The sequence below is a fragment of the Bacillus sp. AFS053548 genome (assembly GCF_002575105.1).
In the GTDB taxonomy this organism is placed as follows: Bacteria; Bacillota; Bacilli; order Bacillales; family Bacillaceae_G; genus Gottfriedia.
Genome location: NZ_NUHI01000005.1, coordinates 136,801 through 159,961 on the forward strand (window position 1 = coordinate 136,801; position 23,161 = coordinate 159,961).

A 23,161-nucleotide genomic window follows, 5' to 3' on the forward strand; every position below is an offset into this window, starting at 1 on the left:
TACAGGTTTATATTTAAGAAAAGCTGTTGCAAATTATATTAAGCTATAAAGTTTGTTTAGTTCATTTAAATTACTAAAAACTGTATCTTTACAATTGTTTACTAATTGCTCTCTCATTTGGGAATCCAAGTAAAGTTTTTCAATGCCATCTGCAATACCTTTAACTGAGAGCTCACAGATTGAACCATCAAATCCATCTTTTACTTGGCTTTTAGCTGTTGGATAATTTGTTATAAGAACCGGCTTCGAAAGAACTTGCGCTTCGACCACTGTAACTGCTTTTCCCTCATACCTAGATGGTTGTACGTATAAATCAGCTTCTTTTATATATGGGTAGGGATTTATTTTTTTTCCTAAAAGAATAAACTGATCTGTTAAATTATTTTCCTCTATTAAATCTTTAATTTGTTGTTCATCGCCCCCGTAACCAACTACATACCAACATATGTTTTTGTATCCTCGATCATTTAACATTTTCAATGCTTTAACCGAAGAATCAATCCCCTTTGCGTATGAAAGTCTGGCCACAGTTATAATTTTAAATCTAACATCTTCCACCATCGGATTATCGACTTCTTCATTTGCTAATGTGTTAATCAATTCAGGAGTTGTAATGTTTTCCATTACGATGACTCGGTCCCCTAATGCTGAATATTTACTTATGAATGCATTTTTGCATTCATCTGAGACTGCTACGATATAATTGAACTTACTCCACATTTTTACATCCAATGCAATGTCTGTTTCCACTGTTGAAAAATCTGTATGAATCCATGCAATTTTGATCTCAGCATCTACTTTCTCCGCGACAAAATAGTGTGGCCATAAGTAACTAATTGCCACATCATATTTCTTATTTTGCTTTGGTAGTAAAGGGACTGAATACTTCCACATATATTGCATTTGTTTATATCCATTTTCGGAAGAGTGACTTTTATTTGCCAAATACTTTGCTAACAGTCTAGAAAGCGCAAGACTTATTTGCCCACTTTTTATTACATCAAGTACTGGCATTCGAAATGTCTTATATGCCTTACTTTCTGCGAGTAGATTTGCCTTATTCGGCAAAAGCTTCATAAATTCACCTGTATGACTATAAAGCATTAAATCAACTGTGTAACTCTTAAAATCAAAGTTATTTAACATACTGATGAGGCTTCTCTCAACTCCTCCAATCTCTAGATCAAAGGATGCCACTAATATATTTTTCTTCATTTAGCTCACCTGTCGAATATTGGTAAATAGCCAATAAATTTGATATTCCTTTAGAAACCGAATATCCCTCAGTTTCGAATCCATTAATTATTCGGTTAATATTTCCTTCTTTATTCCGAGAATTCATTAATATTGTATGTGCCCAAATTTCTGGTCCTTCGCTTAACATGAGCTGTTTTACCAGTCCAATATTTAAGTTTGCCTCAGGCTGTATTGCTTCAGATACAATACAAGGTATACCACTTGCTTGCGCCTCTAAAAGAACAAGTCCTAATCCCTCGTACAAAGATGGAAAAACAAATAAATCCATACTATGTAATAGCGTTGGTATGTCTTCCCTAACACCTAGAAATTTAATATTCTCATCGATTCCAAACTTTTTAACTTCTTCTTCAATACTTACTCTTAATTCCCCATCTCCAACTAATAACAAGGTAATGTTTTTTTCCTTTTTTAAAATGTTCTTCATTATCTCAATTAAAAACAAATGATTTTTTGCATCCATAAACCTACCGATATGTCCAATTACAAAACTATTTTCTAAATCCGCTTCCTCTTTGAATTTCTTCACTTCTTTTAATGGAGGTTCTAGAAATTTTGTATAATCTATTACATTCGGATAATAGGAATATCTTGTTTTTACTAATTCTTTCTCTCCAAATAAATATTGTCCCGCACCATTACTACATGCCAATAATTTTGTTGAAGTTACATTGATGAGCTTTCGCATTATTCCTTTATAGATTGTTCTAACTATAGATTGATTAGTATCTAAGGTTGTATGTGCATGTGATATTCTAATCTTTACACCTGCTAATTGAGCCGCTAAATTGGCTATACCACAATTAAATAAAGTATGTGCGTGAACTACATCATACGGACCGTACTTTTTAATCGCAGCATAAATTTCTTTTACTGAGTATGTTTTTACCAATCTTATAATGCGTCCGCCTAATCTTTCTATTTCTTGATCATAGTGTGCTTCTTTTTGACTATAAGAAATAAAATCAAATTGAATTTTGTTCCGATCTATATTTCGATATATATTCATTAGCAATGTTTCGGTCCCTGCTCTATTCATTGCACCAACAACATGAAGGACCTTTAAGGGCTTTGTTTTATCCATACATAACTCCCTTTAGCATTTCTTATCAATAATTTTTAGAATTCTTCCATTTTACAAATTCAAATACCTTTTTATATTCTCTTAATTCTTCTCTTCCAATGCCAATTTCAACTAATTCCTTTATAAGATCAATATAGTCATTATCGAGTTTATTATTTTCTGTATTAGTCCCCAGTAATGTTCTAAAATCAACTCCTAATACCTTTGAAATCTTTTCTACAACTTGAATAGATGGATTATCATTTAATTCACGCTCAATATTGCTTAAATAAGACTTAGAAATATTAGCTTTTTCTGCAAGTTCTGATAAAGTAAGTCCCTTTTTGATACGAATTTCCTGAATGTTTTTTCCTATCATTTTTGGCACCTCAGCTGTTCTGTCATAGAATGCCCTCCCTACAAGCTACTTTATAAAATACTTTTTTGATACAGCTTATTACTCTACTTTGATCGTCAAATGATAGATTCGATCCTGAAGGTAAACAAATTCCAGTTTCGAACATCCTCTCTGCAACATGGTTATTTTCTTCGTGAGGATAATAACGAACTCCTTTGAATAGAGGTTGCATATGTAACGGCTTCCACACTGGCCTTGCTTCAATATTTTCCTCTTCTAATGCATCTAATAAAGTGTTTACTGATAGCTTAGATTTTTCTTCTTTGATCGTTAATGCTGTAAGCCATCGGTTACTACGTGTATTTGCTAACTCTGGCATAAAAGTTAGACCTGGTAAATCCTTTAGCTCTTCAAAATAGCGTTGAAAAATCCTTCTTCTAGCTTCAATTCGCTCCTCTAATACTTGCAATTGAGCCCTGCCAACCCCTGCTAAAATATTACTCATCCTATAATTGTAACCAACTACACTATGTTGGTAATGTCGCGCTTCATCCCTAGCTTGAGTGGCTAAAAATCTTGCTCTTTGTATTAACTCAGTATTATTTGAGACAAGTGCTCCGCCACCAGATGTCGTGATAATTTTATTTCCATTAAAGGAAAAAATACTAAAATGACCAAATGTACCACTAACTCTTCCTTTATAAGTAGAACCAAGTGATTCAGCCGCGTCTTCAATAATAGGTATATTGTATTGAGAGCATAAAGATTGAATTTCATCCATTTTTGCAACTTGTCCATATAGATTAACAATGATAACAGCTTTCGGAAGAGTTCCTTCTAAATAAGCGTCATGCAATGCTCTTTCAAGTGCTTTTGGTGACATATTCCATGTTTCGGGCTCCGAGTCTATGAATATTGGTTCGGCTCCTTGATAAATTATTGGGTTAGCACTAGCCACAAAGGTAAGACTGGAACAAAATACCTTATCACCTGTTGTGACATTTAATAAAGAAAGAGCCAAATGAATTGCAGCTGTTCCTGAACTAACAACTAACGCCTCATTGGCTCCTACATAATTAATAATATCTTTTTCAAATCCATCGACATTGGGTCCAAGTGGTGCAATCCAATTCGTATTAAATGCTTCCTGTATATACTTTATCTCTTCTCCGCTCATATGCGGGGGAGATAAATAAATTCTTGATAAGGTCAATTCACTTACCACCTTTTCGAAAAATTCAATCTATAAATTTAAATTTTTAATAATTCTAGCTGGGCAGCCTACTACTGTACTAAGCGATGGAATATTATGAATAACCGTTGAACCAGCCCCTACAATTGACCAACATCCTACTTTAATACCGGGAATAATTGTCGCTGATGCTCCGATATGTGCACCTTCTTCAACTAAAACATTTCCTGTTAAAGTAGCATTTGGAGAGACATGCGTATAGTCTCCGATTTGATTATCATGTTCAATGATTGCCCCAGTATTAATTACACAATGGTCGCCAATTTGCGCTTGTGCATTAATAACTACATTCGGCATGACCACTGTTCCGTATCCAATTCTAGTCGAAGTGCTAACAACCGCTGAAGGATGAACAACTGTTAAATACTGTTCCTTTTTTATATCAATTGAATTAACAATATTTTTTCTAAGCTTGTTATCCCCTATTGCAATGACTACTTTAACTTCTTGATCTAGAAAACTTTTTAAAGAAACAAATGGAGCATATATAATTCTATTTTCATGTTTTTCAACTTTATATTTGTCATCTAATATAGCAATAATCTCAATTCCCTTTATTGAATAAATGATATCTTGGATTACTTTGCTATGTCCTCCATTACCTAAAATAATTACCCTCATATTACATCACTTCATTAGAACCAGTGAATTTTTCCATTGTCACTTGCCCCTCCTGTGAAATTCCTTCTTTCTTTATAACCTTAATGGCTGTTTTAATGAGGATTTTCAGGTCTAAAAGGAGATTATTATTTTTCACATACCATACGTCCATTTTAAATTTCTCCTCCCATGTAAGTGAATTCCGTCCATTTACTTGGGCCCAACCTGTAATGCCGGGTTTTACATTATGTCTTAACATCTGTTCCTCTGTATATAAAGATAGATATTCCATTAAAAATGGTCTAGGTCCAACTAAACTCATATCCCCTTTAACTACGTTTATTAATTGTGGAAACTCATCAATACTATACTTTCTTAAAAACTTCCCGAAGGCAGTTAAGCGTAATTCATCTGATAAAAGGTTTCCACCTGCATCATGCAAATCACTCATTGTTCGGAATTTATACAAGTAAAATGGTTTACCATTTAAACCAGGGCGCTGTTGAGTAAATAATATAGGAGCACCCATTTTTAATCTAACAAAAATTGCTACAACTATTAGAGGTAGCGATAGCAACAGCAATATTATCACTGAAAATACTAAATCTATTACTCTCTTCATTTTTAGTTTACTCCTAAAAATTAATTACTTCGTTTCTACAAAATTGTTTGTACTAATCATTAAGATCGTTTTTTTCATATCATTAATAAAATCAATCGTATTTAATTCATTCGAATGGCTTCCTCTATAGTAAAAGAGTTTTAGAATATCTATTAATTGTTGTTGTGATAAATTAATTGATTCCATTTTTTCCTCCAAAACAAAAAAACACTGCATTATTGCACTGTAACTTGTTCAATCTCTTCAGAATATCCGTTCGGATTATATTTTTGCCATCTCCATATATCTTCACACATTAAATGAATTCCCTTAGTAGCCTTAAAGCCAAGTTTTTGCAAAGCCTTTGTTGGATTCGCATAACAAACTGCCGCATCACCAGGACGTCTTTCTTTTATTCTATAAGGAATCTTTTTACCAGATGCTATTTCAAAAGCTTCAATCATTTCTAGAACACTATACCCAGTGCCTGTACCAATGTTATATGCTTCAATTCCAGTATTTCTTTCTAATTTCTTAAGTGCTTTAATATGACCAATTGCTAAATCTACCACATGGATGTAATCTCTCACACCTGTGCCGTCTTTTGTTGGATAGTCGTTTCCAAAAATATTTAATTGCTCCAATTTACCTACTGCTACTTGTGAAATGAACGGCATTAAGTTATTCGGAATGCCATTTGGATCTTCACCAATTAAACCACTATGATGTGCACCGATTGGATTAAAATATCTCAATAATGCTATTTTCCAAGTATGGTCTGATTCGTATAAGTCCCTAAGGAATTCCTCAATCATAAGCTTGGTTCGTCCGTATGGATTAGAAGCACCTAAAATACTACTTTCTGATATCGGTGATTCATTTGTTGAACCATAGACTGTGGCAGAAGAACTAAAAACAAGCTTTTTCACTTCATATTTTCTCATCATTTCGCAAAGGTTAATCGTTCCTGTAATATTGTTATAATAGTATTCAATAGGAGTTTGGACTGATTCACCTACAGCTTTAAGTCCGGCAAAATGAATGACAGCCGATATTTTATTCTGAGAAAATATATTTTCTAACTCATCTCTATTTAATAAATCAATATTATATGTTTTAAATGACTCACCCGTTATTTCTGACACTCTTTTTAATGCTTCTGGCTTACTATTTGAAAAATTATCTAGAACAATAATTTCATTGCCACTTTGTAACAACTCTACGCATGTGTGACTCCCTATATAGCCTGCTCCTCCAGTTACAAGAATTGCCATTTATTTTTCCTCCTATAAAAGACTAAAAAACGATTATTTTTACCAGTTGATCGTAATATAATCGCTGAAATATTGTATTTGCAGACTAATTACATTTTCATAGTAATAATAAAAAAAGTAGCAAATTAATATGCCATAATAGATTAACTTTTGATCTCTTACTCTAAATAATTTCACAATCCATGAAATTAAAATTAGCTGATAAAAACTAAAATAAATTGAAATTCTTGCAAATATCCAGTTTTGCGTTGAAATAAGCATAAAAACAAATCCAAGTAAAGCCATATTGACAACAATATCACTCTTTGGATTAATTTCTCTTAACTTCTCTCTCCCCACAAAAGCAATTAATAGTGGAATTGCTGTTACTGCAACTCTTATAATACTAGCTCCACCTTCTTGAAAGTTTTTATAAACTGCATACTGGGTATCTTGAATGGCGTTAAACAAATAAGTTGAAAGTTGATTAAATCCAATTATGAATACGATTGAAAATAATAATAGAGCGATTGTTACTTTTGACCATGCTTTAAAGCGCACAAGAAAATAAATTGGAATTAAAATAAGTGCAGTTTGATGGAATAAAGAAGCAAATAAAATAACAAGTAGATAGCGTTTAAAACTACCTTCCAGCAATAGTCTAATGCCTGCAAAAGCAATGGATGCAGCAAGTACTTGTCTAATTCCATTCATAGAGACCAGAAACAAACCACCAGTGATATACACATAAACGCTCAATTCAAAAATTCTTGAATAATTATACAAAGTAAAAATAACTAATACATTTGTGATAATTGCTGTTGTAATTAACAATATTTGAGGATTCGAAGAAAAATATTTTAAAATCATTTGCAGAACGCCGAATCCAATATCCTTAGACTCTAAAATATAGTTCCATGTAAAGTCATGTCTTTTATAGATATCCACATATGCATATGTGTCTCCGATATTTGATCTAAGTCCCGATACACAAACTAGAGTTACTAATGCAACAAATGCCAACGTTTTATTAGGTTTTATATAGACTGATGAGAAAGTTGCGGTGCTAGATATGCTGGCCCTTGAGGCTACTCGTGCCATGAATGAAAAAGCAAATACAACTGCTAAATTGAACCAAAATATAGTCATATCAATATCCTTCCAAAAAACAAAACCACTTTTTAGGCGGCTTTTGTTTTTGTCATAATATAAATATATAAAGTTATCCCAAATGGAATCGCTAAAATCGTTAAACCTTTTCTAGGCGTCTCGTCTAAAAAACTCCAGTTTCTGCTCATAATGCTACTAGAAACATAATGAATGGCTTGTCTGAATTTAAACAATTGACTTGCAAAAGGCAATTTCATCATTTCTTTTCGATAGAAAGCAAACCCATTCGGATTTATAATATATTGACTTAACATATTTAACGATGATCCATCTGCAAGGTACTCTACATAGCATAAAATTTCATTCATTAAAAGCATTTCGTATTGTTTATCTAGCATGTGATATTTGTATGCTAGACCAACATACCGTTCATTTTTAAATAGTGGATATGGAAATTCTTTTGTTAACTCTGTCCGATATACAAGCTTTTTATCACCAGTTACTCCAAATTTATTATATAAATCAAATAATCTAGACTGTTTTCTATTAACCGGCAACTTTGTACCAATAATTTTCCCATCTGAATATGCATCTAGCCCAATAATTCCACTCACATTATCGTTACCAAACTGATTCCAGTACTCAATAATTTTTTCAACTGCATCTAAAGGCATATAATCATCTGAATCAATACAGACATTAAGTTCTGTGACAATTTTCTTGTAAGCGGTATTATGGGCACCATGCATTCCTTGGTTTTTCTGCCAATAATACATTATTTCAATTTTATTTTCTTCGATCCAACCTTCAACTAATTCTTTAGTATTGTCAGTTGAACCATCATCAATAATTAACCAGATAAATTCTTTGCATGTTTGATTTTTTAAACTCTCGTAACAATTGTGAAGGCAGTATGCTCGATTGAATGTTGGAGTAAATACAGTTAACTTCTTCATATCCTACCTCCCTAACGAGATATATGTCTTTTGGGTATTCTCAGCTGTTTTGCGAATATCATATCCTTTTTGGCTCAATGCACTCTCCGCATTTCCTCTATTAATATTTCTTATTGCTTCTTTCAAGATTTTCTCAACCCATTTTTCACTGTCATTTAAAGAACAGTATTGGATTAGTCCCATCTCCATATCCACTTCTGTTGTAATCGCATCTGAAATAACACAAGATAAACCTGCACCTTGTGCTTCTATTAACGTTACGGGTAAACCTTCATGCAAAGATGGGAAAACAAATACATCCATTGCTTGTAAAAGTTTATGAATATCATCTCTAATACCAAGTAACTTTACATTTTTCTCTATTTGAAGTTCTTTTATTTTCGATTCTATTTTAGCTTGAAGGGAACCTCCTCCAACTAAGATTAGAACTGCATTCGGCATTTTTTTTAATAGTGAAGCGAAAATTTCGAGTAAAAATAGATGATTTTTTTGTTGATTAAATCTTCCAACATGGCCAAGTACGAATGCTTTGTCTGAGATATCCAACTGATCCCTAATTTGTTTTCTTAAATTTAATGAAAATTGAAACCTCTCACTTTCAATTCCATTTTTTAGGATTAGAGATTCACTAGAACGTTTAGTAAATAACCACCTACTTGCAGACTCTGAACAAGCAAATAAATGAGTAGCATTGGGTTCAATGTATTTACCGGCATACCATTTAAAAACCTGTGAAGCCAATCCACCTTCACTTTTTGTATTATGGCTATGTGCAATTCTTGTGGGAATATTAGCTTTTTTTGCTGCTCTTAAAACTAAGCCACTCATTTTATCCATATGAGAATGGACGATTTTATAATTAGGATTTAGCCTAAAAAACTTATCTAGTTTTCTTATATAACCTAAAAGACCAACGTCCGTTATATATGGAATTCTATGAATCTTTCCACCCATTGCAATTATTTCAGAGTCATATGCCCCTTCTTTACACGTTAAAAAATCGAACTGTATTTTCGTTCGATCAATATTACGATATAAATTCATTATTAATGTTTCCGCTCCACCTCTGTTCATATTAACAACGGTATGTAAGATTCTTAAAGGGTCGCCCACATTGTATCCTCCATTTCGTTCATATAGCTCTTATATACCTCACTTTTTTCCAATATTACTTTATCAATGCTATATTTTCTCATAATGATCTTTCTACTATTAGACCCAAGCCTCTCTTTTAGACCTTCACTTTCAACAAGGTCTATTATGGCGCTTGAAAAACCAATGGAGTCATTACTCTCAACAAGCCATCCATTTTTATTATTAGTTACAAGCTCTCTATGCCCCCGGTTATCTACTGCTATAATTGGTAAGCCACAAGACATTGCTTCCATTATATTGACCGGCAACCCTTCACGCAGACTGGATCCAACTGCAACGTCACACATAGGAAGAATTTCTTTAATATCTTTTCTAAAACCTAAAAAATCTACCATATGTGAAATTCCAAGTTGATTTGCTAACTGTTTACATTCATTAAGTAAAGCACCTTCACCAGCAAGTAGAAGTTTTACATTCGACAATTCATCTTTTATTAAGGCCAATGAATTAAGTAAAAATTGTTGATTTTTGTTTTTATTAAATTCTGCTGCATAAAAAAGTAAAAAGTCATCTGGTTGATATCCATATGACTCTCTTACTATTTTTTTATTTAATTCATCAAATGGCTTAAAATCCTCTGTATCTATTCCAACCCCATGAATATGTACGATTCTTTTAACATTAAAACTTCTATTTGATAACTCATAATCTTCTTTATTAATCGTTATTAAACAATCTGATAAGGGAGCCATGATTTTTTCAATTGGATAATATAATAGCCAGTTTAATATAGGGGCACCCTTACAAAAATGGAATCCGTGCGCTGTGTAGATTAATTTTGTTGTTCCTTTAACCCTGGACTTACGAGCCGCAAGGCGAGCAAGTATCCCACCCATAGGTGTATGACAATGTATGATCTCATAATTATTTTCATCTATTATATTTTTAAGGTCTTTTAGTGCCTTTATATTTTTAAAATTAAAAGGCGATCTTTGGATAGGTAGATTAAACTTTTTGTCAACATAATGAATATTGTTTTCCCCAAAAGCAGCTATATGAACTTCCCAGCCATTATCCTTGAACCACTTTATATATGGCATATGAAATGCCGTAAAATGATAATCCACAGTTGCACAAAAAAGCACCTTTTTTTTCATTTTTTTCACCTATCAACATTATTTTCTAATCATTCGACCCGCTGATTAATTCTTTTTTCATTAGTTCCGTTAAATAATCTAGAACATTTTTTCTTAAGTCATCTCTTTTAAGAGCAAACTCAAGAGTAGTTTTAATAAAACCTAATTTCTCGCCTAAATCGTATCTTGTTCCTTCAAATTCATCAGCATAAACTGCTTCTTGTTTGTTAAGTTCAGCAATTGCATCAGTCAGTTGAATTTCATTTCTAGCCCCTGACTTCTGATTACTTAAAATATCAAATATTCTTGGCGTTAGTATATAGCGGCCTAAAATCGCTAAATTTGAAGGAGCTTCTTCTTGCTTTGGTTTTTCTACCAAACTATGAACATTATAAAAATGATTATCTATTAAACTTCCATGTACAATTCCGTATCTAGAAACGTTCCTAATCCAGCAGCAGGTATTATGGCTTTTTTTATTTTCATCTTTTTCTCCCTTAATTTAAAATTGGCATTGTAGCGTTCGTTTGAGAATTAACTCTATTATTAGCCAAATTCAATAATCTTTCCCTAAGATCATCCTTCTCTAAATCTGAAAAGTTATCAATAATTTCATGTATTTCACTTATGCGCAAATCTGTCGTTTTTCCAATATAAATCTTCGGATAAATTTGTTCTTCATGAATTTCTTCTTCTTTTAACAATTCCTCAAATAGCTTCTCTCCCGGTCTCATTCCTGAGAATTCAATCTCTATATCATCAAGTGAATTACCTGATAATAAAATTAAATTTCTAGCAAGATCTACTATTTTTACCGGATCGCCCATGTCTAATACAAAGATTTCGCCACCTTTTGCTAATGCTCCGGCTTGAATCACTAGCCTAGATGCCTCAGGAATTGTCATGAAATAACGCACCATATCTGGGTGAGTAACAGTGACAGGGCCTCCATTTTCGATTTGCTTTTTAAATAGTGGAATAACACTCCCTCTACTACCTAGTACATTTCCAAATCGAACTGCTACAAATTTTGTATCACTATTTTTATCCATATCTTGAATAATCATTTCTGCAAGTTTTTTTGTTGAGCCCATTACACTTGTTGGGTTGACAGCTTTATCAGTTGAAATCATGACAAATGTTTTTACACAATGCCAGCTAGCTGCTTTTGCAACATTCATAGTACCAATTACATTATTTTTAATTGCTGCCTCTGGATTTCGCTCCATTAAAGGTACATGCTTGTGTGCTGCTGCATGGTAGACAACATCCGGACTATATTGTTCCATAATTGACATCATTTTCTTTTCGTCTTGTAAATCAGCAATCTCTGTAATAAATTCAATACTAGAATCCTTAAAACTATTCTTTAATTCCATTTCAATTGAATAAATACTATTTTCACCATGACCAAGTAAAATTAATTGTTTTGGATTAAAGTTAGAAATTTGTCGCGATATTTCCGAACCGATTGATCCTCCCGCACCTGTAACTAATACAACATTATTTGTAATCGATTCAGAAATGCTGCCCATATCCATTACAACAGGATCCCTTCCTAATAAGTCATCTACTTGAACATCACGGAATTGATTGACTGAAACCTTACCAGTAATTAGATCTTCTAACATAGGTAATATTTTAGTACTAGCGGTTGTTTTAGAGCATTCTTGAAAGATAATATTTAACTCCTTTTTACGTAAAGAAGGAATTGCAATAATAATATTTTCAATTGAATACTTATTTACAACACTTTCTATTTTTTCAACCCCTCCTAAGACGGGTATACCCAGTATATCTAAATGATGTTTTTTTACGTTATCATCTATAAAAGCAACAGGATGGAGATGACTATAATTATCGTTACTCTTTAAAAGCTGTCTCGCAACCATAGTGCCTGCTGCTCCAGCACCAATAATTAAGGTTCTCTTCTTAATAATATTTTTTCTAACAAATGAATCTCGATATAACCGCCAAGTAAATCTTGAACCACCTATTAATAACATATGAATTAACCAAGCGACCGCAAATAACCTGAAATACGTTTTTTGCATAATCATTTGCTGGATAATTAAAGATGTAAGGATTGAAGACGTTACAATATTAAAGATAATAATTATTTCACCTATACTTGCATACTCCCATGCCTTTTTATAAAGTTTAAAAATTAATGAAAAAATATGATGGCTTAATAAAAGAAAAAGTGAACTAATAAATACGGGTTTAATAAATATATCAATTGTTGCGTCAACCAAAAATGTACTAATAAAAATGGATGTGAATACAATACATGAATCAATAATTATAAATAGAGATAATCTTTGCCTATAAGTCACTTGAATGCTCCCCCCATAAACCATCCTACGTTATATAATTCAAGCTTTTTTCTTCCATCGTCTTTTATTTTTTTATTATTTGGAATCCAATTAGCTTCACTTAGCCGTTCAAATTGTTGAATGAATCTAACTTTATTCTTTAGTGTTTTAGGTGGACTATCCTTATTTTTCATATTCACATCTCCATACTTTAGTAATAAAGTGCTTATTTTTGCACTCTCTATAAAAAGCACATAAATAAACACTTTATATAAAAAACGGGCATTCAACCCACCCTCACACCACACTCTTGACGACTTGCGTCTAAGGTATATTTCAACCCACAGCATGATCGAGTGCCTACACTGATAAAGGAAAGTAGACATTACCTAAACTATTCTATTAAAAACCATTCTTAATTAAGAACAAGAAATTAAAAATTTTACTTACTTTTCATTTATAATTGCACCGATCAATCTTCCATGTGATAGTTCAATTACTCTACTAGCCTCAATCGTCTTCTCTAATTCAGTTTTACCACGATTAAGTACTAGAACTACACCATCACATTGGTTTGCAAGCACTCTTGTCTCTGTATAGTCTAATATTGAAGGCGAATCAATTAGTACAATATCATAAGAGGTAATCAATTTTTTAAATAACTCTTTAACCGCTGAATTCGCCAAAAGTTCTACAGGATTAAAATTAATTGTGCCACTAGTTAATACATCCAAATTTTCAAAGTCAGTACTTGTTACTACATCTTTAAGCTCTAGACGTTTTGTTAACAAATCTGTTAATCCTACATTGTTCTGTAATTTAAAAATTGTATGTATTGAAGCTTCCCTTAAATTAGCATCTATCAATAAGACTTTCTCTTTCTGCTGAGCCATTGATACAGCTAAATTAGCGCTAATTGTTGAATTTCCTTCACCTTTACCAGTTGAAGTAATTAAGAGGATCTTATTCTTTGTTTCCTCAGTTAAAAAATGTAAATTTGTACGTATTGTTCGAAATTGGTCGGATATAATTGAATTTGGATTTGTAAACGTTACTAGATTTCTTTTTTTAAAGGCTGTGGTTTGTTTTCTTTTATTAAATATCAACATTCTCACCTTCATTTTTTAATAATTTATATTTCTTTTTCTCAGTTAATAACTTTTTCTTATTCATATTTGGAACAATGCCAATTACAGGTACCCCTAAGATTTCTTCAACTTCGCTTCTTCTTTTAATTGTTTGATCCAAAGAGTCTAGTAAAAATATTAATGCAACACTAATTACTATTCCCATCACAAATGCAAAAATAATAACTTTATTGCTTTGTTGATTAATTGGCATTGAAGCTGCCTCTGCTGGGGTTAATAATTGAACGTTTTTAAAATTTAATAGATTACTGACTTCATCTTTATATGATTTCGCTGTTTCATTTGCAATATTTTTAGCAATAATCGGATTTGTATCTTGTACTGTAATACTAAAAATAGTTGAATCACCTATTCTTTGCACGCTTAATTTTTGTGCCAAAGTGTCTTTAGAAATATTTAGTTGTAAGTTATTAATGACCTTAACCAAAACAGACGTATCATCAATCATAACCGCTAATGTACTCAAGTCATCCTTTGTATTAAGCATTATCCTCGTAGATGATTCATACACAGGAACATAATTATTATAAAATTTTTGATAAAGATAACCTATTGATGTAGTTATTATAGAGAAAACAATAATAATCCAAAATCGACTTTTAATTACATCAAAATATTCCTTTATATCAATCTCCTTAGGCCTTACACTATTCATCCATTCACCTTCATTTTTTAGTATTTTTTACTGGATATAAAACATGACTAAAGATTCTATATAACGAACAACATTTTAATAAGCTATCAAAATATTATGTACAAATATAATTATGCATAATAAGTACTCTTATGACTGAGTAAAATCTGAAAATTAGGGTAATTATGAACTTAATTTTAATTCTTTATAATGAACTAGTCAATAACATTTTCACTCCAATTTATACCTATTTTACTATGCTTTAATAATAGTAGATTCAAGTAAATTAATTATAAATTCCTAGTAAATTTATTGTTAATAAATTATGTTCAGTACTAAACATAAGAATAAAGATGTTCTTTTAAACGAACAATTACCATACTTAATTACTAGGAAGAATTAGGATTTTTTAATAATTTTCCATTTATTTACTAGATAGTTTCACCATCTTTTATGCTTTATCTTAATTAGTACAAGCAATCTGGACTGAAATAAATATACTACTCCTATAAATATACTAATTTATAAGGAGTGTCATGTTATTTGGCAATTAGTAGTCCAAAGATTAATAGTTTACCTGTTGTAACAAGTATAAACGCAAGCTCTTATACCGTAAGTGGTAGCGGGATTGCAAATGCTACTATTTTTTTAACGTTTAAAGATTCTAATAAAAATACGATTTCTACTACCGTTAAAGCAAATTCAAGTGGTACCTTTTCTACAAAATTAAATCTCATTACTCTAAAAGACGGCCAGTTAAACTTGGAAGCTTATCAAAAGGACGCAAAAGGTAATACAAGTGGAAAGGTAAATAAGACTGTTTTAAAAGACACCATTGGACCAGCGATTCTTTTAAATGTCTCGAATGTTACATTACAAAATCAAAGTGCTTATCCTGTAACTGGAAAAGTGGAAGCAAACCAAAAAGTAACAGTAACTGTTAGTGATGGTATTCATAGTCCACTATCTAAAGTAACTACATCTGATACAAGCGGAAATTTTTCAGTGGTATTTAATATGAGTTCATTAAATAACGGAAGTATTACAATTACTGCTGTCTCGAATGATCAATATGGCAATCAATCTACGAGTTCCTCAGTTGTCACAAAAGATACTACGGTTGTTTCACCTCCGGGAGGAGTATATGAATTAACTTCACAAGAAAGAACTAAATGGGGAATTTATAATGATAATTCTCATCCAATTGAAACAACAAATGGATTTAACCAGGCATTACAGTGGGCAACTAGCAACGGGTACACTACCTTTCATGTATTAGGTGGTACTTACTTAATAGCTAAGGGCGTAGAAGATAGAGATAATAATGCTCAAATTAATATGGTAAGTAATATGACATTTTTAATGGATAGTGATACGGTACTTCAAAAGGAAACAAATAAATGGGAACAATACGCTATTATTTCGCTAAGTAAAGACATTGTAAATGTGACTATACAAGGTGGTACCCTGAAAGGTGACCGATATACTCACGATTACACTTATGTTGGTCCTTACACTTCGGGTACACATGAGTGGGGATTTGGAATCATAGCAGAGGGAGCAAGTAATGTCATTATTGATGGTATTAATTTTACAGATTTTACCGGTGATGGTGTTCAAGCTGGTGGTACAACAGTCACAGGCGAGTGGATTGATTCAGCCAACCTAGAATTAGGTGGATTAGATGCAAATGGAAACCCTATTAGCCAATCAGGTAAAATTCGCACTAAACCTTATATCCTAAGTGACCCAGCGTATCAAAATCCTCATTTTAGAAATATTATGATGTGGAATCCTGATGGAGTAACCGGAAAATACGATTTATATTATTACCGCTCAGATGGAAGTTTAGTTAAAACTGATAAAGATCAAGATTTCAATTCATCATTTGGATATTCTAAGATTCCAGATGAAGCAGTTAAATGGCGTGCTGTTTTTAATGCTACTAGTACAGCAAATGTTGGTGTTCAAATGATGTCTGTTGCAGTTACAGAAAATTTACTGATACAAAATTGCAATATAGGTAATAACCGTAGACAAGGTATAAGTTTAGTAGGTACAGATGGCGTCAAAATACTAAATAATAAAATTCACGATATAAGTGGAGTCGCTCCTGGAAGTGGAGTTGATTTAGAGCCTGGATTTTACCCGGGTATAAATACGGAGATAAGCGGAAATGAATTTTTAAATAATAAAATTCATATGGTACTCTCTTATGGTGGCCATGCGATAGCAAATAATAACTACTTTGGTCCTAATGCTGCTTTTGCTTCAACTAGCTGGGGTGGCGTTTCTGCTTCCAATAACACCTTTGACAATTCATCATTTGTAAGTTCTGACGGCTCTTCTAATATTACTTTTACAAATAACAAACTAACAAAAAGTGGAGCAGTTTTTGACGGTGGAGAAAATATAATTGTAGATGGTCTCGTTGGTGTTGATTCAGATGTCAGCTTTACTCAGACTGTTGAAAATGGCATAAACGCATCCAATATTTCTCTTACATCTTCTGGACAAGATTCAGAATTACATGGTTTTGCTATATGGGGAGACAAACCAATAACGTTGAGTACTATTTATCTAGAAGGAAACAATGGTCTAAGTGGCAATGGACTCGCTTCGAATGTATACTCGAATGTTACATTTAATAATACTACTGAATCTCGATTAGCTTCTGGAAACTATAACAATCTAATTGTTACAAATGGAAAGATAAATTTCTATCCTGGAAAAGTAACTATTAACCAGGGACAGTTTAAAAATAGTACTGTTATACTTGATAACGACAATGGATATCCAAATGTTACTATATCAAGTTCAACATTCGACTTTGATAAATCTGTATCTGGTAATATTATTTTAGTAAATAATGCAACAAGCTTTGCCTTTTTTAACAATACAATAAATGATAGTGTAACAACTTCTGCGGATCATCCAATAATTCAAATCGGTCGTGACGCATGGAAAGATTCTCCTACTCAAATTAAAGGGGCAGTAGTTAAAGGGAACAAAATAACATCCAAAATTAAAAGAGTTGGAATTGACACAACTAACGGTGGCATCGGTGCGCCTCCTTATGATATTGAAGACAACACATTAATCAATAATACACTTGCATTAACATCTAAAGATATTAATAAAAACAATACAGTCACTTAAAAGAAATAGTTGAAAGAGTATGAGCTAAGTCTCAATAGGAGCATTAATTATTTATTAAATTCAACTACCATTAATTTATTTTATATAAATATACAAAAATATTCATTCTAACGATTACACATAATACTTCGTACACAGTTTAAAACTTTCTACAAAGTAAAATCCAGTTATGCATAGGTGGTTGAATCTATCATGGTCTAATCAATTTGTTTACGGATTGATTAGGCTTACATATAAAAACTTAATGATAAGAAACATAATTGTTTAACAAATGTATTTTCAGATCATGACCTAATCGTTAAATATTCAGCTATAAATTGTAATATTTCCATGTAATTTTGGGGACTCTACTTATATCTTATTTTGAAAGGAAGCTACTAAATGGAACAAACTCTTTATGAAAAATATGGTGGAGAAGAAACAGTTGGAAAAGTAGTTGATTATTTTTACGATGAATTAGTACTAAAAGATGAAACAGTTAATCATTTCTTTGATCAAACGGATATGGACAAGCAACGTCGTCATCAAACGAAGTTTATTAGTTTCGCTTTAGGTGGACCTAAAAATTACACTGGTAAATCTATGTCAAAAGCTCACGAAGGAATGAATATTCAACCTGAACATTTTAATGCAATTGCAACCCATCTCCATGATGCACTAGCTCACTTCGGCGTAAGCGAGGCAGACATAGATCAAGCCCTAACAAAGGTAGAATCACTAAGAGATGACATACAATATAAATAAATAATTCAATAAAAGCTACTATCTGTTGATAGTAGCTTTTAAACTTCTCTGTATTATTTCCAAAACGCACCCTCAAACTCAACTAAATCATGATATGGGTACAAAGGTTTCAATAATCTTGCTTTTGTCCATAAATCTGTAGTTTTTTCTAAAGCAGTTAAAGACGTTTTATAATTCTCATCAACTGTAATATATTTGACATTACCGAGATGCTGGAGTGAGTACCCAGTTATTTGTTTAAAGAAGGTTTTATTGGCATAGTCCAATGGATCACCCTTTACAATGTAATTTGTAAACAGTGGTTTAAACGTTTTTTGGACTTTTTGTGACTTTGCATGAAGTTTTTTCGAACCATCATCTAATAGTACACCTAATGAGTTAAATGTAACGCCCTGTACAAATAGATGATTTTTCAATTTTTTATCATTCTTAAGCTGATAACCTACAAATTGAGCCAAATAACCTCCAAAGGAATGACCAGTAACATATACACTTGAATGATTGTTCTCTTTTTTATTTAATATTGATGTAACCCAGGCATATGCTTGCTGAGCTTGTTGATCTACGACAACTGGTGAACCATTCTCAGGAGTTTCAAATTCAACTAATCTTTGATATATATCTTGTATATTGATTTTCTTTAATCCACTGAAAGCAAATAGTAAACTATTATTTTTTTTATTTTTTAATGCTATTGCAGAAAATCCAATATTACCAGATGTAATGGAAACAAGCTTATAATCGCTAAGATTCTTATGAACTTGGGTAAGTAATGGATCAGCAATCCCTTTATGTTCTCTTAAGCTTTTGCCTATTTCTTTACTTAGAAATGCTTCATAAGAAAGCTCAGATGCTGCTAGTAATACGCCATCTGGGAGCTTCTCTAGCTCTCTTTGCTCTTGTTGGCTACATCCGGTGGTCGTTGTAAAAAAAGTAAGTACTGTAACGATAAAAATAACTACACGAAAATTCATTAGTAACCTAACCTCCTTTCGACAGTCTCTTTCTTCATATTATGTCCACGACCATATGACATGTTCATCTTTTCCCCAAAAAAGTAAAAAAATATACATAAAATTATTGACAGTTTTATTTTACAGATGTTATCATATAAATTTTGATATTTCATTTATTAATGTTATACTTAAGTTATAAGAATTTTCGGAGGTGGGTACATTGTTCAAAATTGGCGATCAAATTATTTACCCAATGCAGGGAGCTGCAGTAATTGATTCCATCGAAGAGAAAGTTATACAAGGTGTAACACAACAGTACTATATAATTAACATACCATCCAGCAATTTAAAATTGATGGTCCCTCAAGGGAAAGTGTCAAATACGAAAATTCGTTTAGTCGAAGACAAAGAACATTTAAGTAATGTATTAGATGACTTTTCAAATGGTCTTCCCGACGATTCCTTATCTTGGAAACAAAAATATGATTCAAACATGAAAAAATTAAAATCTGGCGAATTACTCGCTGGTGCTCAAGTGGTACGTGATCTAACACTTCAAAGTAGGGAGAAACCTTTAAATCCTAGTGAAAGAGAAATGCTAGACATGGCTAAACGCATGTTTGTTGGTGAACTTAGCTTAATTAAAGGCATATCGCAGCTTGAAGCAACCGAATTAATTGATTCAGCATTAAAATAAAGATTTATTTAGGAAAAGGAGCTTACTTTAAGCTCTTTTTTTTGATTTTCGTACGTATTAGATACTTTCATGAATACCTAGGAGGACCAATTGATCAAAATAAAATATATAGTTTCGAGTCCACCTTTCGTGTTTTTTCGGTAAGATTTACTATTGTACTTACCAGTTTTAATACCATTTGTTGATTTAATACAATTATAATAGAAAAAATGGAAAATATTTTCAGTTTTAATATTTTTTTCAGATTTGCATTTTTTAAATAATTTATTTACGATTGTGAACTTTTTATTTGCAACCGACGCCATTACCACTTCTCTAAACAAAAAAAGACTGCTAACAAAAAAGTTAGCAGCCTTTTACTCACTCAGAAGTGAAAATTATAATTTAACTACGTTTTCAGCTTGAGCGCCACGGTTACCTTGAGTGATCTCAAAGCTTACTTTTTGGCCTTCTTCAAGAGATTTGAAACCGTCGCCTTGGATAGCTGAGAAATGTACGAATACATCGTCTCCACCTTCAACAGCGATGAATCCGAAACCTTTTTCTGCGTTAAACCATTTAACTGTACCTGTGTTCATTGTACGAACCTCCATATATACCTGTTTTTTTACACTTAATGAGTATTGTTAAGAAAAAATACACACATTAGAACAGGATGAAAATTCGTCCCTTTTAACACATGAATTGAATTAACCAATTTCTTATTAAGTATGTTCCTATCTTAACATAAAATGAAATGAAAAACAAATTGTGCACGAAGATTAATTAAATTTAGTAATTTTATTATAAAAAATGTGATTTTTTACTTTTCGTTAGCAAGTATTAAACCAACTGGTAAGTTTTTCTTCATAATACTACTAAAGTAACTATTTGGTACTGGTTTGTTCCCTACATAAGGAGAAATTTCAATAGTAAATCCTGGTCGTTTTTTTGCAGCAACATACCAGTCTTTATATCCACCGCCTCCACCTTTGGCAGGAGCGACCAAACTATACCCTGTTTGTTTTGATAATTTTGTAGCAATTGCCTTATCTCTAGCCATTTGAGTTCCTGTTTGATTATAATGCCAGAAAATAATATTTCCTGATGAGTGGTATGCAACTGTATTTTTGAATGAATGTTTATTAGTGAAATCATATAAAGCTTTAGCTTCTGGTTCACTTAAAGCCTTAGTACCTTTATAGTTATCAGGGCCGGGCTTTGACTTATTACCAGAAATTGTACTCCACCCAGCTGGATATTGACGATTTAAATCTACACCACGTACATTTGCCTTCCAAGCTTTAAAATTCTTGCTACCATTATTTAATTTAATGACCTGATTTGGATTCTTTGCACTGCTCGCACCTTTTTGTACAAGCATTACACCATCAGGATTAACCATAGGTACAAAATAAATAGACGTTTGAGATAATGTTTTTCTTACATCAAAACCAGAAATTTTCGTATTTTTTTCATACGCATTAGCGTATTGATCAAGCATTTCCATTATTACATTTGTTGTCATATGCTCACGAGCATGATGCGAACCATTTATACTAATTTCAGATTTTCCAGTCCCTAGCTTAAACGCATATAAATTTCTACCATCTACCGATTTACCAATTGTTTCAACTTTAGTAAATCCAGGATACCAAGCATTCAGTTCCTGTAAATCCGCTGTCAATTCTTCATATGAGTAATCACCATTTGGGTCAACATAGTTATATGTTTTTAACGAAATATCCGCTTTAGGGATTAGACCCTTAAGTCCTCCAACTTTAACGACATAGTAAGAAGAATATGCCGAATCAATTACTATTTTTTGTTTAGCAGGTATGTTAACCATTGTTGGTTTCGGATCGCGCGGTAAAACAATTTTAGTATTTCGCACTGCAACACCCGCCGTAATTTTAACAGGCTGTGTCACGATACTGATTACAGGCAAGGTCCCATTTGGTAAAGGAGTTGTTTTATTTTTATCAATATAAGCAGTTTGATTAGAATATTGGATCATTAAATAATGATCCTTCTCACCTGTTTTACTAAAAACCGTACTTGCTTTAACTGTTCCTCTATTCACTAATTTACCATTTTCACTTAATAATAGAGGTGTATCGTTTGTTACTTTAAATACTTTCGCCGTTGGGTAGATTTCCCATGGAGTTGCATTTCGGACCGCACTTTTCAAAATAGTCCCAGCATTCCCATTATAGGTAACATAGTAAAGGTCATTCTCCTCTTTATCTATTTTTAACTTAACGTTTGCTGGTATTGTTATTGTAGTTGTTGCGTCAGTTGCTTCTCCAGTTGTTCCTCCTGTTGTTGCACTACCAGTTGTTCCTCCTGTTGTTGCACTACCAGTTGTTTCTTCAGTTGTTGCGCCACCGGTTGTTCCTCCTGTTGTTGCACTACCAGTTGTTTCTCCAGTTGTTGCGCCGCTGGTTGTTTCTCCAGTTGTTGCGCCACCGGTTGTTCCTCCAGTTGTTGCGCCTCCGGTTGTTCCTCCAGTTGTTGCGCCTCCGGTTGTTCCTCCAGTTGCTTCTCCGGTTGTTCCTCCAGTTGCTTCTCCGGTTGTTCCTCCAGTTGTTGCGCCTCCAGTTGTTCCTCCAGTTTCAGTCTGAATCGTCAAATCTGTAGGTTTTAGCGTTACAACCCATTTGTCTGCAGCTTTTGTTTCCGCAAATACATCTTTAAACATACTAAACATAAGTACTAAAACAATTAAACTAATAAAACCTTTTTTCAAACCCTTCACCTCTCTAGTTAGTCAAAAACAATTGTGTATATGTAAGTAATTGTTTTTTATTCATAACAGACGAAAAGCTCCCCATTCAGGGAGCTTTTT

At 32.6% G+C, this 23,161-nt stretch carries 23 protein-coding genes; 3 read left to right on the plus strand and 20 right to left on the minus strand.

Translation table 11 applies throughout. The features are described 5' to 3' along the window. Window positions 1-33 precede the first annotated feature (33 nt). The 17 genes from CN946_RS02480 to CN946_RS02555 all read right to left on the minus strand — a co-directional run bounded on the left by CN946_RS02480 (window position 34) and on the right by CN946_RS02555 (window position 14,799). A complete protein-coding gene (locus tag CN946_RS02480; protein WP_098859760.1) occupies window positions 34-1,215 on the minus strand; it encodes a glycosyltransferase in 1,182 nt (393 codons plus the stop codon). Continuing rightward, entirely contained in the window at window positions 1,184-2,341 is a 1,158-nt protein-coding gene (locus tag CN946_RS02485) for a glycosyltransferase family 1 protein (RefSeq protein WP_098859761.1), read from the minus strand. The genes CN946_RS02480 and CN946_RS02485 overlap by 32 nt, the downstream gene beginning before the upstream one ends. A 25-nt stretch (window positions 2,342-2,366) precedes the next feature. Then, window positions 2,367-2,699 (minus strand): helix-turn-helix domain-containing protein, encoded by a 333-nt coding sequence (locus tag CN946_RS02490; RefSeq protein ID WP_098428390.1) that lies wholly within the window; start codon window positions 2,697-2,699, stop codon window positions 2,367-2,369. A 22-nt stretch (window positions 2,700-2,721) separates the two neighbouring features. After that, window positions 2,722-3,903: a DegT/DnrJ/EryC1/StrS family aminotransferase gene (locus CN946_RS02495; protein ID WP_483295364.1), complete on the minus strand. Its 1,182-nt coding sequence runs from the start codon at window positions 3,901-3,903 to the stop codon at window positions 2,722-2,724. A gap of 18 nt (window positions 3,904-3,921) precedes the next feature. Further along, on the minus strand, window positions 3,922-4,551 hold the full coding sequence (locus CN946_RS02500) for an acetyltransferase (RefSeq protein ID WP_098859762.1): 630 nt from the start codon (window positions 4,549-4,551) through the stop codon (window positions 3,922-3,924). A gap of 1 nt (window position 4,552) precedes the next feature. Further along, window positions 4,553-5,152: a sugar transferase gene (locus CN946_RS02505; protein WP_098859763.1), complete on the minus strand. Its 600-nt coding sequence runs from the start codon at window positions 5,150-5,152 to the stop codon at window positions 4,553-4,555. A 24-nt stretch (window positions 5,153-5,176) separates the two neighbouring features. Continuing rightward, complete coding sequence (locus CN946_RS23280) at window positions 5,177-5,338, minus strand: YwzD family small protein (protein ID WP_176547177.1); 162 nt, start codon at window positions 5,336-5,338, stop codon at window positions 5,177-5,179. 29 nt (window positions 5,339-5,367) lie between these two features. Next, complete coding sequence (gene galE, locus CN946_RS02510) at window positions 5,368-6,405, minus strand: UDP-glucose 4-epimerase GalE (RefSeq protein ID WP_098859764.1); 1,038 nt, start codon at window positions 6,403-6,405, stop codon at window positions 5,368-5,370. A 39-nt stretch (window positions 6,406-6,444) separates the two neighbouring features. Then, the gene (locus CN946_RS02515) at window positions 6,445-7,533 is read right to left on the minus strand and encodes an EpsG family protein (RefSeq protein WP_098859765.1); all 1,089 of its coding nucleotides are present in this window, start codon (window positions 7,531-7,533) and stop codon (window positions 6,445-6,447) included. A gap of 32 nt (window positions 7,534-7,565) precedes the next feature. Further along, window positions 7,566-8,450: a glycosyltransferase family 2 protein gene (locus CN946_RS02520; protein ID WP_098859766.1), complete on the minus strand. Its 885-nt coding sequence runs from the start codon at window positions 8,448-8,450 to the stop codon at window positions 7,566-7,568. A gap of 3 nt (window positions 8,451-8,453) precedes the next feature. Continuing rightward, entirely contained in the window at window positions 8,454-9,563 is a 1,110-nt protein-coding gene (locus CN946_RS02525) for a glycosyltransferase family 1 protein (protein ID WP_098859767.1), read from the minus strand. After that, entirely contained in the window at window positions 9,548-10,702 is a 1,155-nt protein-coding gene (locus CN946_RS02530) for a glycosyltransferase family 4 protein (protein WP_098859768.1), read from the minus strand. The genes CN946_RS02525 and CN946_RS02530 overlap by 16 nt, the downstream gene beginning before the upstream one ends. 25 nt (window positions 10,703-10,727) lie before the next feature. After that, complete coding sequence (locus CN946_RS02535) at window positions 10,728-11,183, minus strand: sugar phosphate nucleotidyltransferase (protein ID WP_098859769.1); 456 nt, start codon at window positions 11,181-11,183, stop codon at window positions 10,728-10,730. Continuing rightward, window positions 11,179-13,017 carry a polysaccharide biosynthesis protein gene (locus tag CN946_RS02540; protein WP_098859770.1) on the minus strand — a complete coding sequence of 613 codons (1,839 nt, stop codon included), beginning with the start codon at window positions 13,015-13,017 and terminating at the stop codon, window positions 11,179-11,181. The genes CN946_RS02535 and CN946_RS02540 overlap by 5 nt, the downstream gene beginning before the upstream one ends. Then, the gene (locus CN946_RS23285) at window positions 13,014-13,190 is read right to left on the minus strand and encodes a hypothetical protein (RefSeq protein WP_176547178.1); all 177 of its coding nucleotides are present in this window, start codon (window positions 13,188-13,190) and stop codon (window positions 13,014-13,016) included. Before CN946_RS23285 ends, CN946_RS02540 begins: the two co-directional genes overlap by 4 nt. A gap of 252 nt (window positions 13,191-13,442) precedes the next feature. After that, window positions 13,443-14,105 carry a CpsD/CapB family tyrosine-protein kinase gene (locus CN946_RS02550; RefSeq protein WP_286133794.1) on the minus strand — a complete coding sequence of 221 codons (663 nt, stop codon included), beginning with the start codon at window positions 14,103-14,105 and terminating at the stop codon, window positions 13,443-13,445. Continuing rightward, window positions 14,092-14,799 carry a YveK family protein gene (locus CN946_RS02555; RefSeq protein WP_098859773.1) on the minus strand — a complete coding sequence of 236 codons (708 nt, stop codon included), beginning with the start codon at window positions 14,797-14,799 and terminating at the stop codon, window positions 14,092-14,094. The genes CN946_RS02550 and CN946_RS02555 overlap by 14 nt, the downstream gene beginning before the upstream one ends. 522 nt (window positions 14,800-15,321) lie before the next feature. On the opposite strand from CN946_RS02555, the gene CN946_RS02560 reads away from it, so the two are divergent. Beyond that, window positions 15,322-17,937 (plus strand): Ig-like domain-containing protein, encoded by a 2,616-nt coding sequence (locus CN946_RS02560; RefSeq protein ID WP_098859774.1) that lies wholly within the window; start codon window positions 15,322-15,324, stop codon window positions 17,935-17,937. 381 nt (window positions 17,938-18,318) lie between these two features. Further along, complete coding sequence (locus tag CN946_RS02565) at window positions 18,319-18,681, plus strand: group I truncated hemoglobin (protein ID WP_098859775.1); 363 nt, start codon at window positions 18,319-18,321, stop codon at window positions 18,679-18,681. A 53-nt stretch (window positions 18,682-18,734) separates the two neighbouring features. On the opposite strand, the gene CN946_RS02570 is transcribed toward CN946_RS02565, so the two are convergent. Then, entirely contained in the window at window positions 18,735-19,655 is a 921-nt protein-coding gene (locus CN946_RS02570) for a lipase family protein (protein ID WP_098859776.1), read from the minus strand. Between the two features lie 193 nt (window positions 19,656-19,848). Here CN946_RS02570 and CN946_RS02575 point away from each other — a divergent pair, with 193 nt between their 5' ends. After that, the gene (locus CN946_RS02575; protein ID WP_286133795.1) at window positions 19,849-20,334 is read left to right on the plus strand and encodes a CarD family transcriptional regulator; all 486 of its coding nucleotides are present in this window, start codon (window positions 19,849-19,851) and stop codon (window positions 20,332-20,334) included. A 377-nt stretch (window positions 20,335-20,711) separates the two neighbouring features. Here CN946_RS02575 and cspD read toward each other — a convergent pair whose 3' ends face one another. Together cspD and CN946_RS02590 are read right to left on the minus strand one after the other, a co-directional pair. Continuing rightward, window positions 20,712-20,912, minus strand: coding sequence for a cold-shock protein CspD (gene cspD / locus CN946_RS02585; RefSeq protein WP_025568675.1), 201 nt, complete (start codon window positions 20,910-20,912; stop codon window positions 20,712-20,714). Window positions 20,913-21,136: 224 nt separating this feature from the next. Next, entirely contained in the window at window positions 21,137-23,062 is a 1,926-nt protein-coding gene (locus CN946_RS02590; protein WP_098859778.1) for a M14 family metallopeptidase, read from the minus strand. Window positions 23,063-23,161: the final 99 nt, after the last annotated feature.

Coding starts and splice junctions, on each gene's coding strand:
- CN946_RS02505 (WP_098859763.1), bottom strand. CDS start 5,152: ATGAAGAGAGTAATAGATTTAGTATTTTCAGTGATAATATTGCTGTTG.
- CN946_RS02555 (WP_098859773.1), bottom strand. CDS start 14,799: ATGAATAGTGTAAGGCCTAAGGAGATTGATATAAAGGAATATTTTGAT.
- galE (WP_098859764.1), bottom strand. CDS start 6,405: ATGGCAATTCTTGTAACTGGAGGAGCAGGCTATATAGGGAGTCACACA.
- CN946_RS02500 (WP_098859762.1), bottom strand. CDS start 4,551: ATGAGGGTAATTATTTTAGGTAATGGAGGACATAGCAAAGTAATCCAA.
- CN946_RS02490 (WP_098428390.1), bottom strand. CDS start 2,699: ATGATAGGAAAAAACATTCAGGAAATTCGTATCAAAAAGGGACTTACT.
- CN946_RS02480 (WP_098859760.1), bottom strand. CDS start 1,215: ATGAAGAAAAATATATTAGTGGCATCCTTTGATCTAGAGATTGGAGGA.
- CN946_RS02565 (WP_098859775.1), top strand. CDS start 18,319: ATGGAACAAACTCTTTATGAAAAATATGGTGGAGAAGAAACAGTTGGA.
- CN946_RS23285 (WP_176547178.1), bottom strand. CDS start 13,190: ATGAAAAATAAGGATAGTCCACCTAAAACACTAAAGAATAAAGTTAGA.
- CN946_RS02530 (WP_098859768.1), bottom strand. CDS start 10,702: ATGAAAAAAAAGGTGCTTTTTTGTGCAACTGTGGATTATCATTTTACG.
- CN946_RS02550 (WP_286133794.1), bottom strand. CDS start 14,105: ATGTTGATATTTAATAAAAGAAAACAAACCACAGCCTTTAAAAAAAGA.
- CN946_RS02515 (WP_098859765.1), bottom strand. CDS start 7,533: ATGACTATATTTTGGTTCAATTTAGCAGTTGTATTTGCTTTTTCATTC.
- CN946_RS02570 (WP_098859776.1), bottom strand. CDS start 19,655: ATGAATTTTCGTGTAGTTATTTTTATCGTTACAGTACTTACTTTTTTT.
- CN946_RS23280 (WP_176547177.1), bottom strand. CDS start 5,338: ATGGAATCAATTAATTTATCACAACAACAATTAATAGATATTCTAAAA.
- cspD (WP_025568675.1), bottom strand. CDS start 20,912: ATGAACACAGGTACAGTTAAATGGTTTAACGCAGAAAAAGGTTTCGGA.
- CN946_RS02520 (WP_098859766.1), bottom strand. CDS start 8,450: ATGAAGAAGTTAACTGTATTTACTCCAACATTCAATCGAGCATACTGC.
- CN946_RS02485 (WP_098859761.1), bottom strand. CDS start 2,341: ATGGATAAAACAAAGCCCTTAAAGGTCCTTCATGTTGTTGGTGCAATG.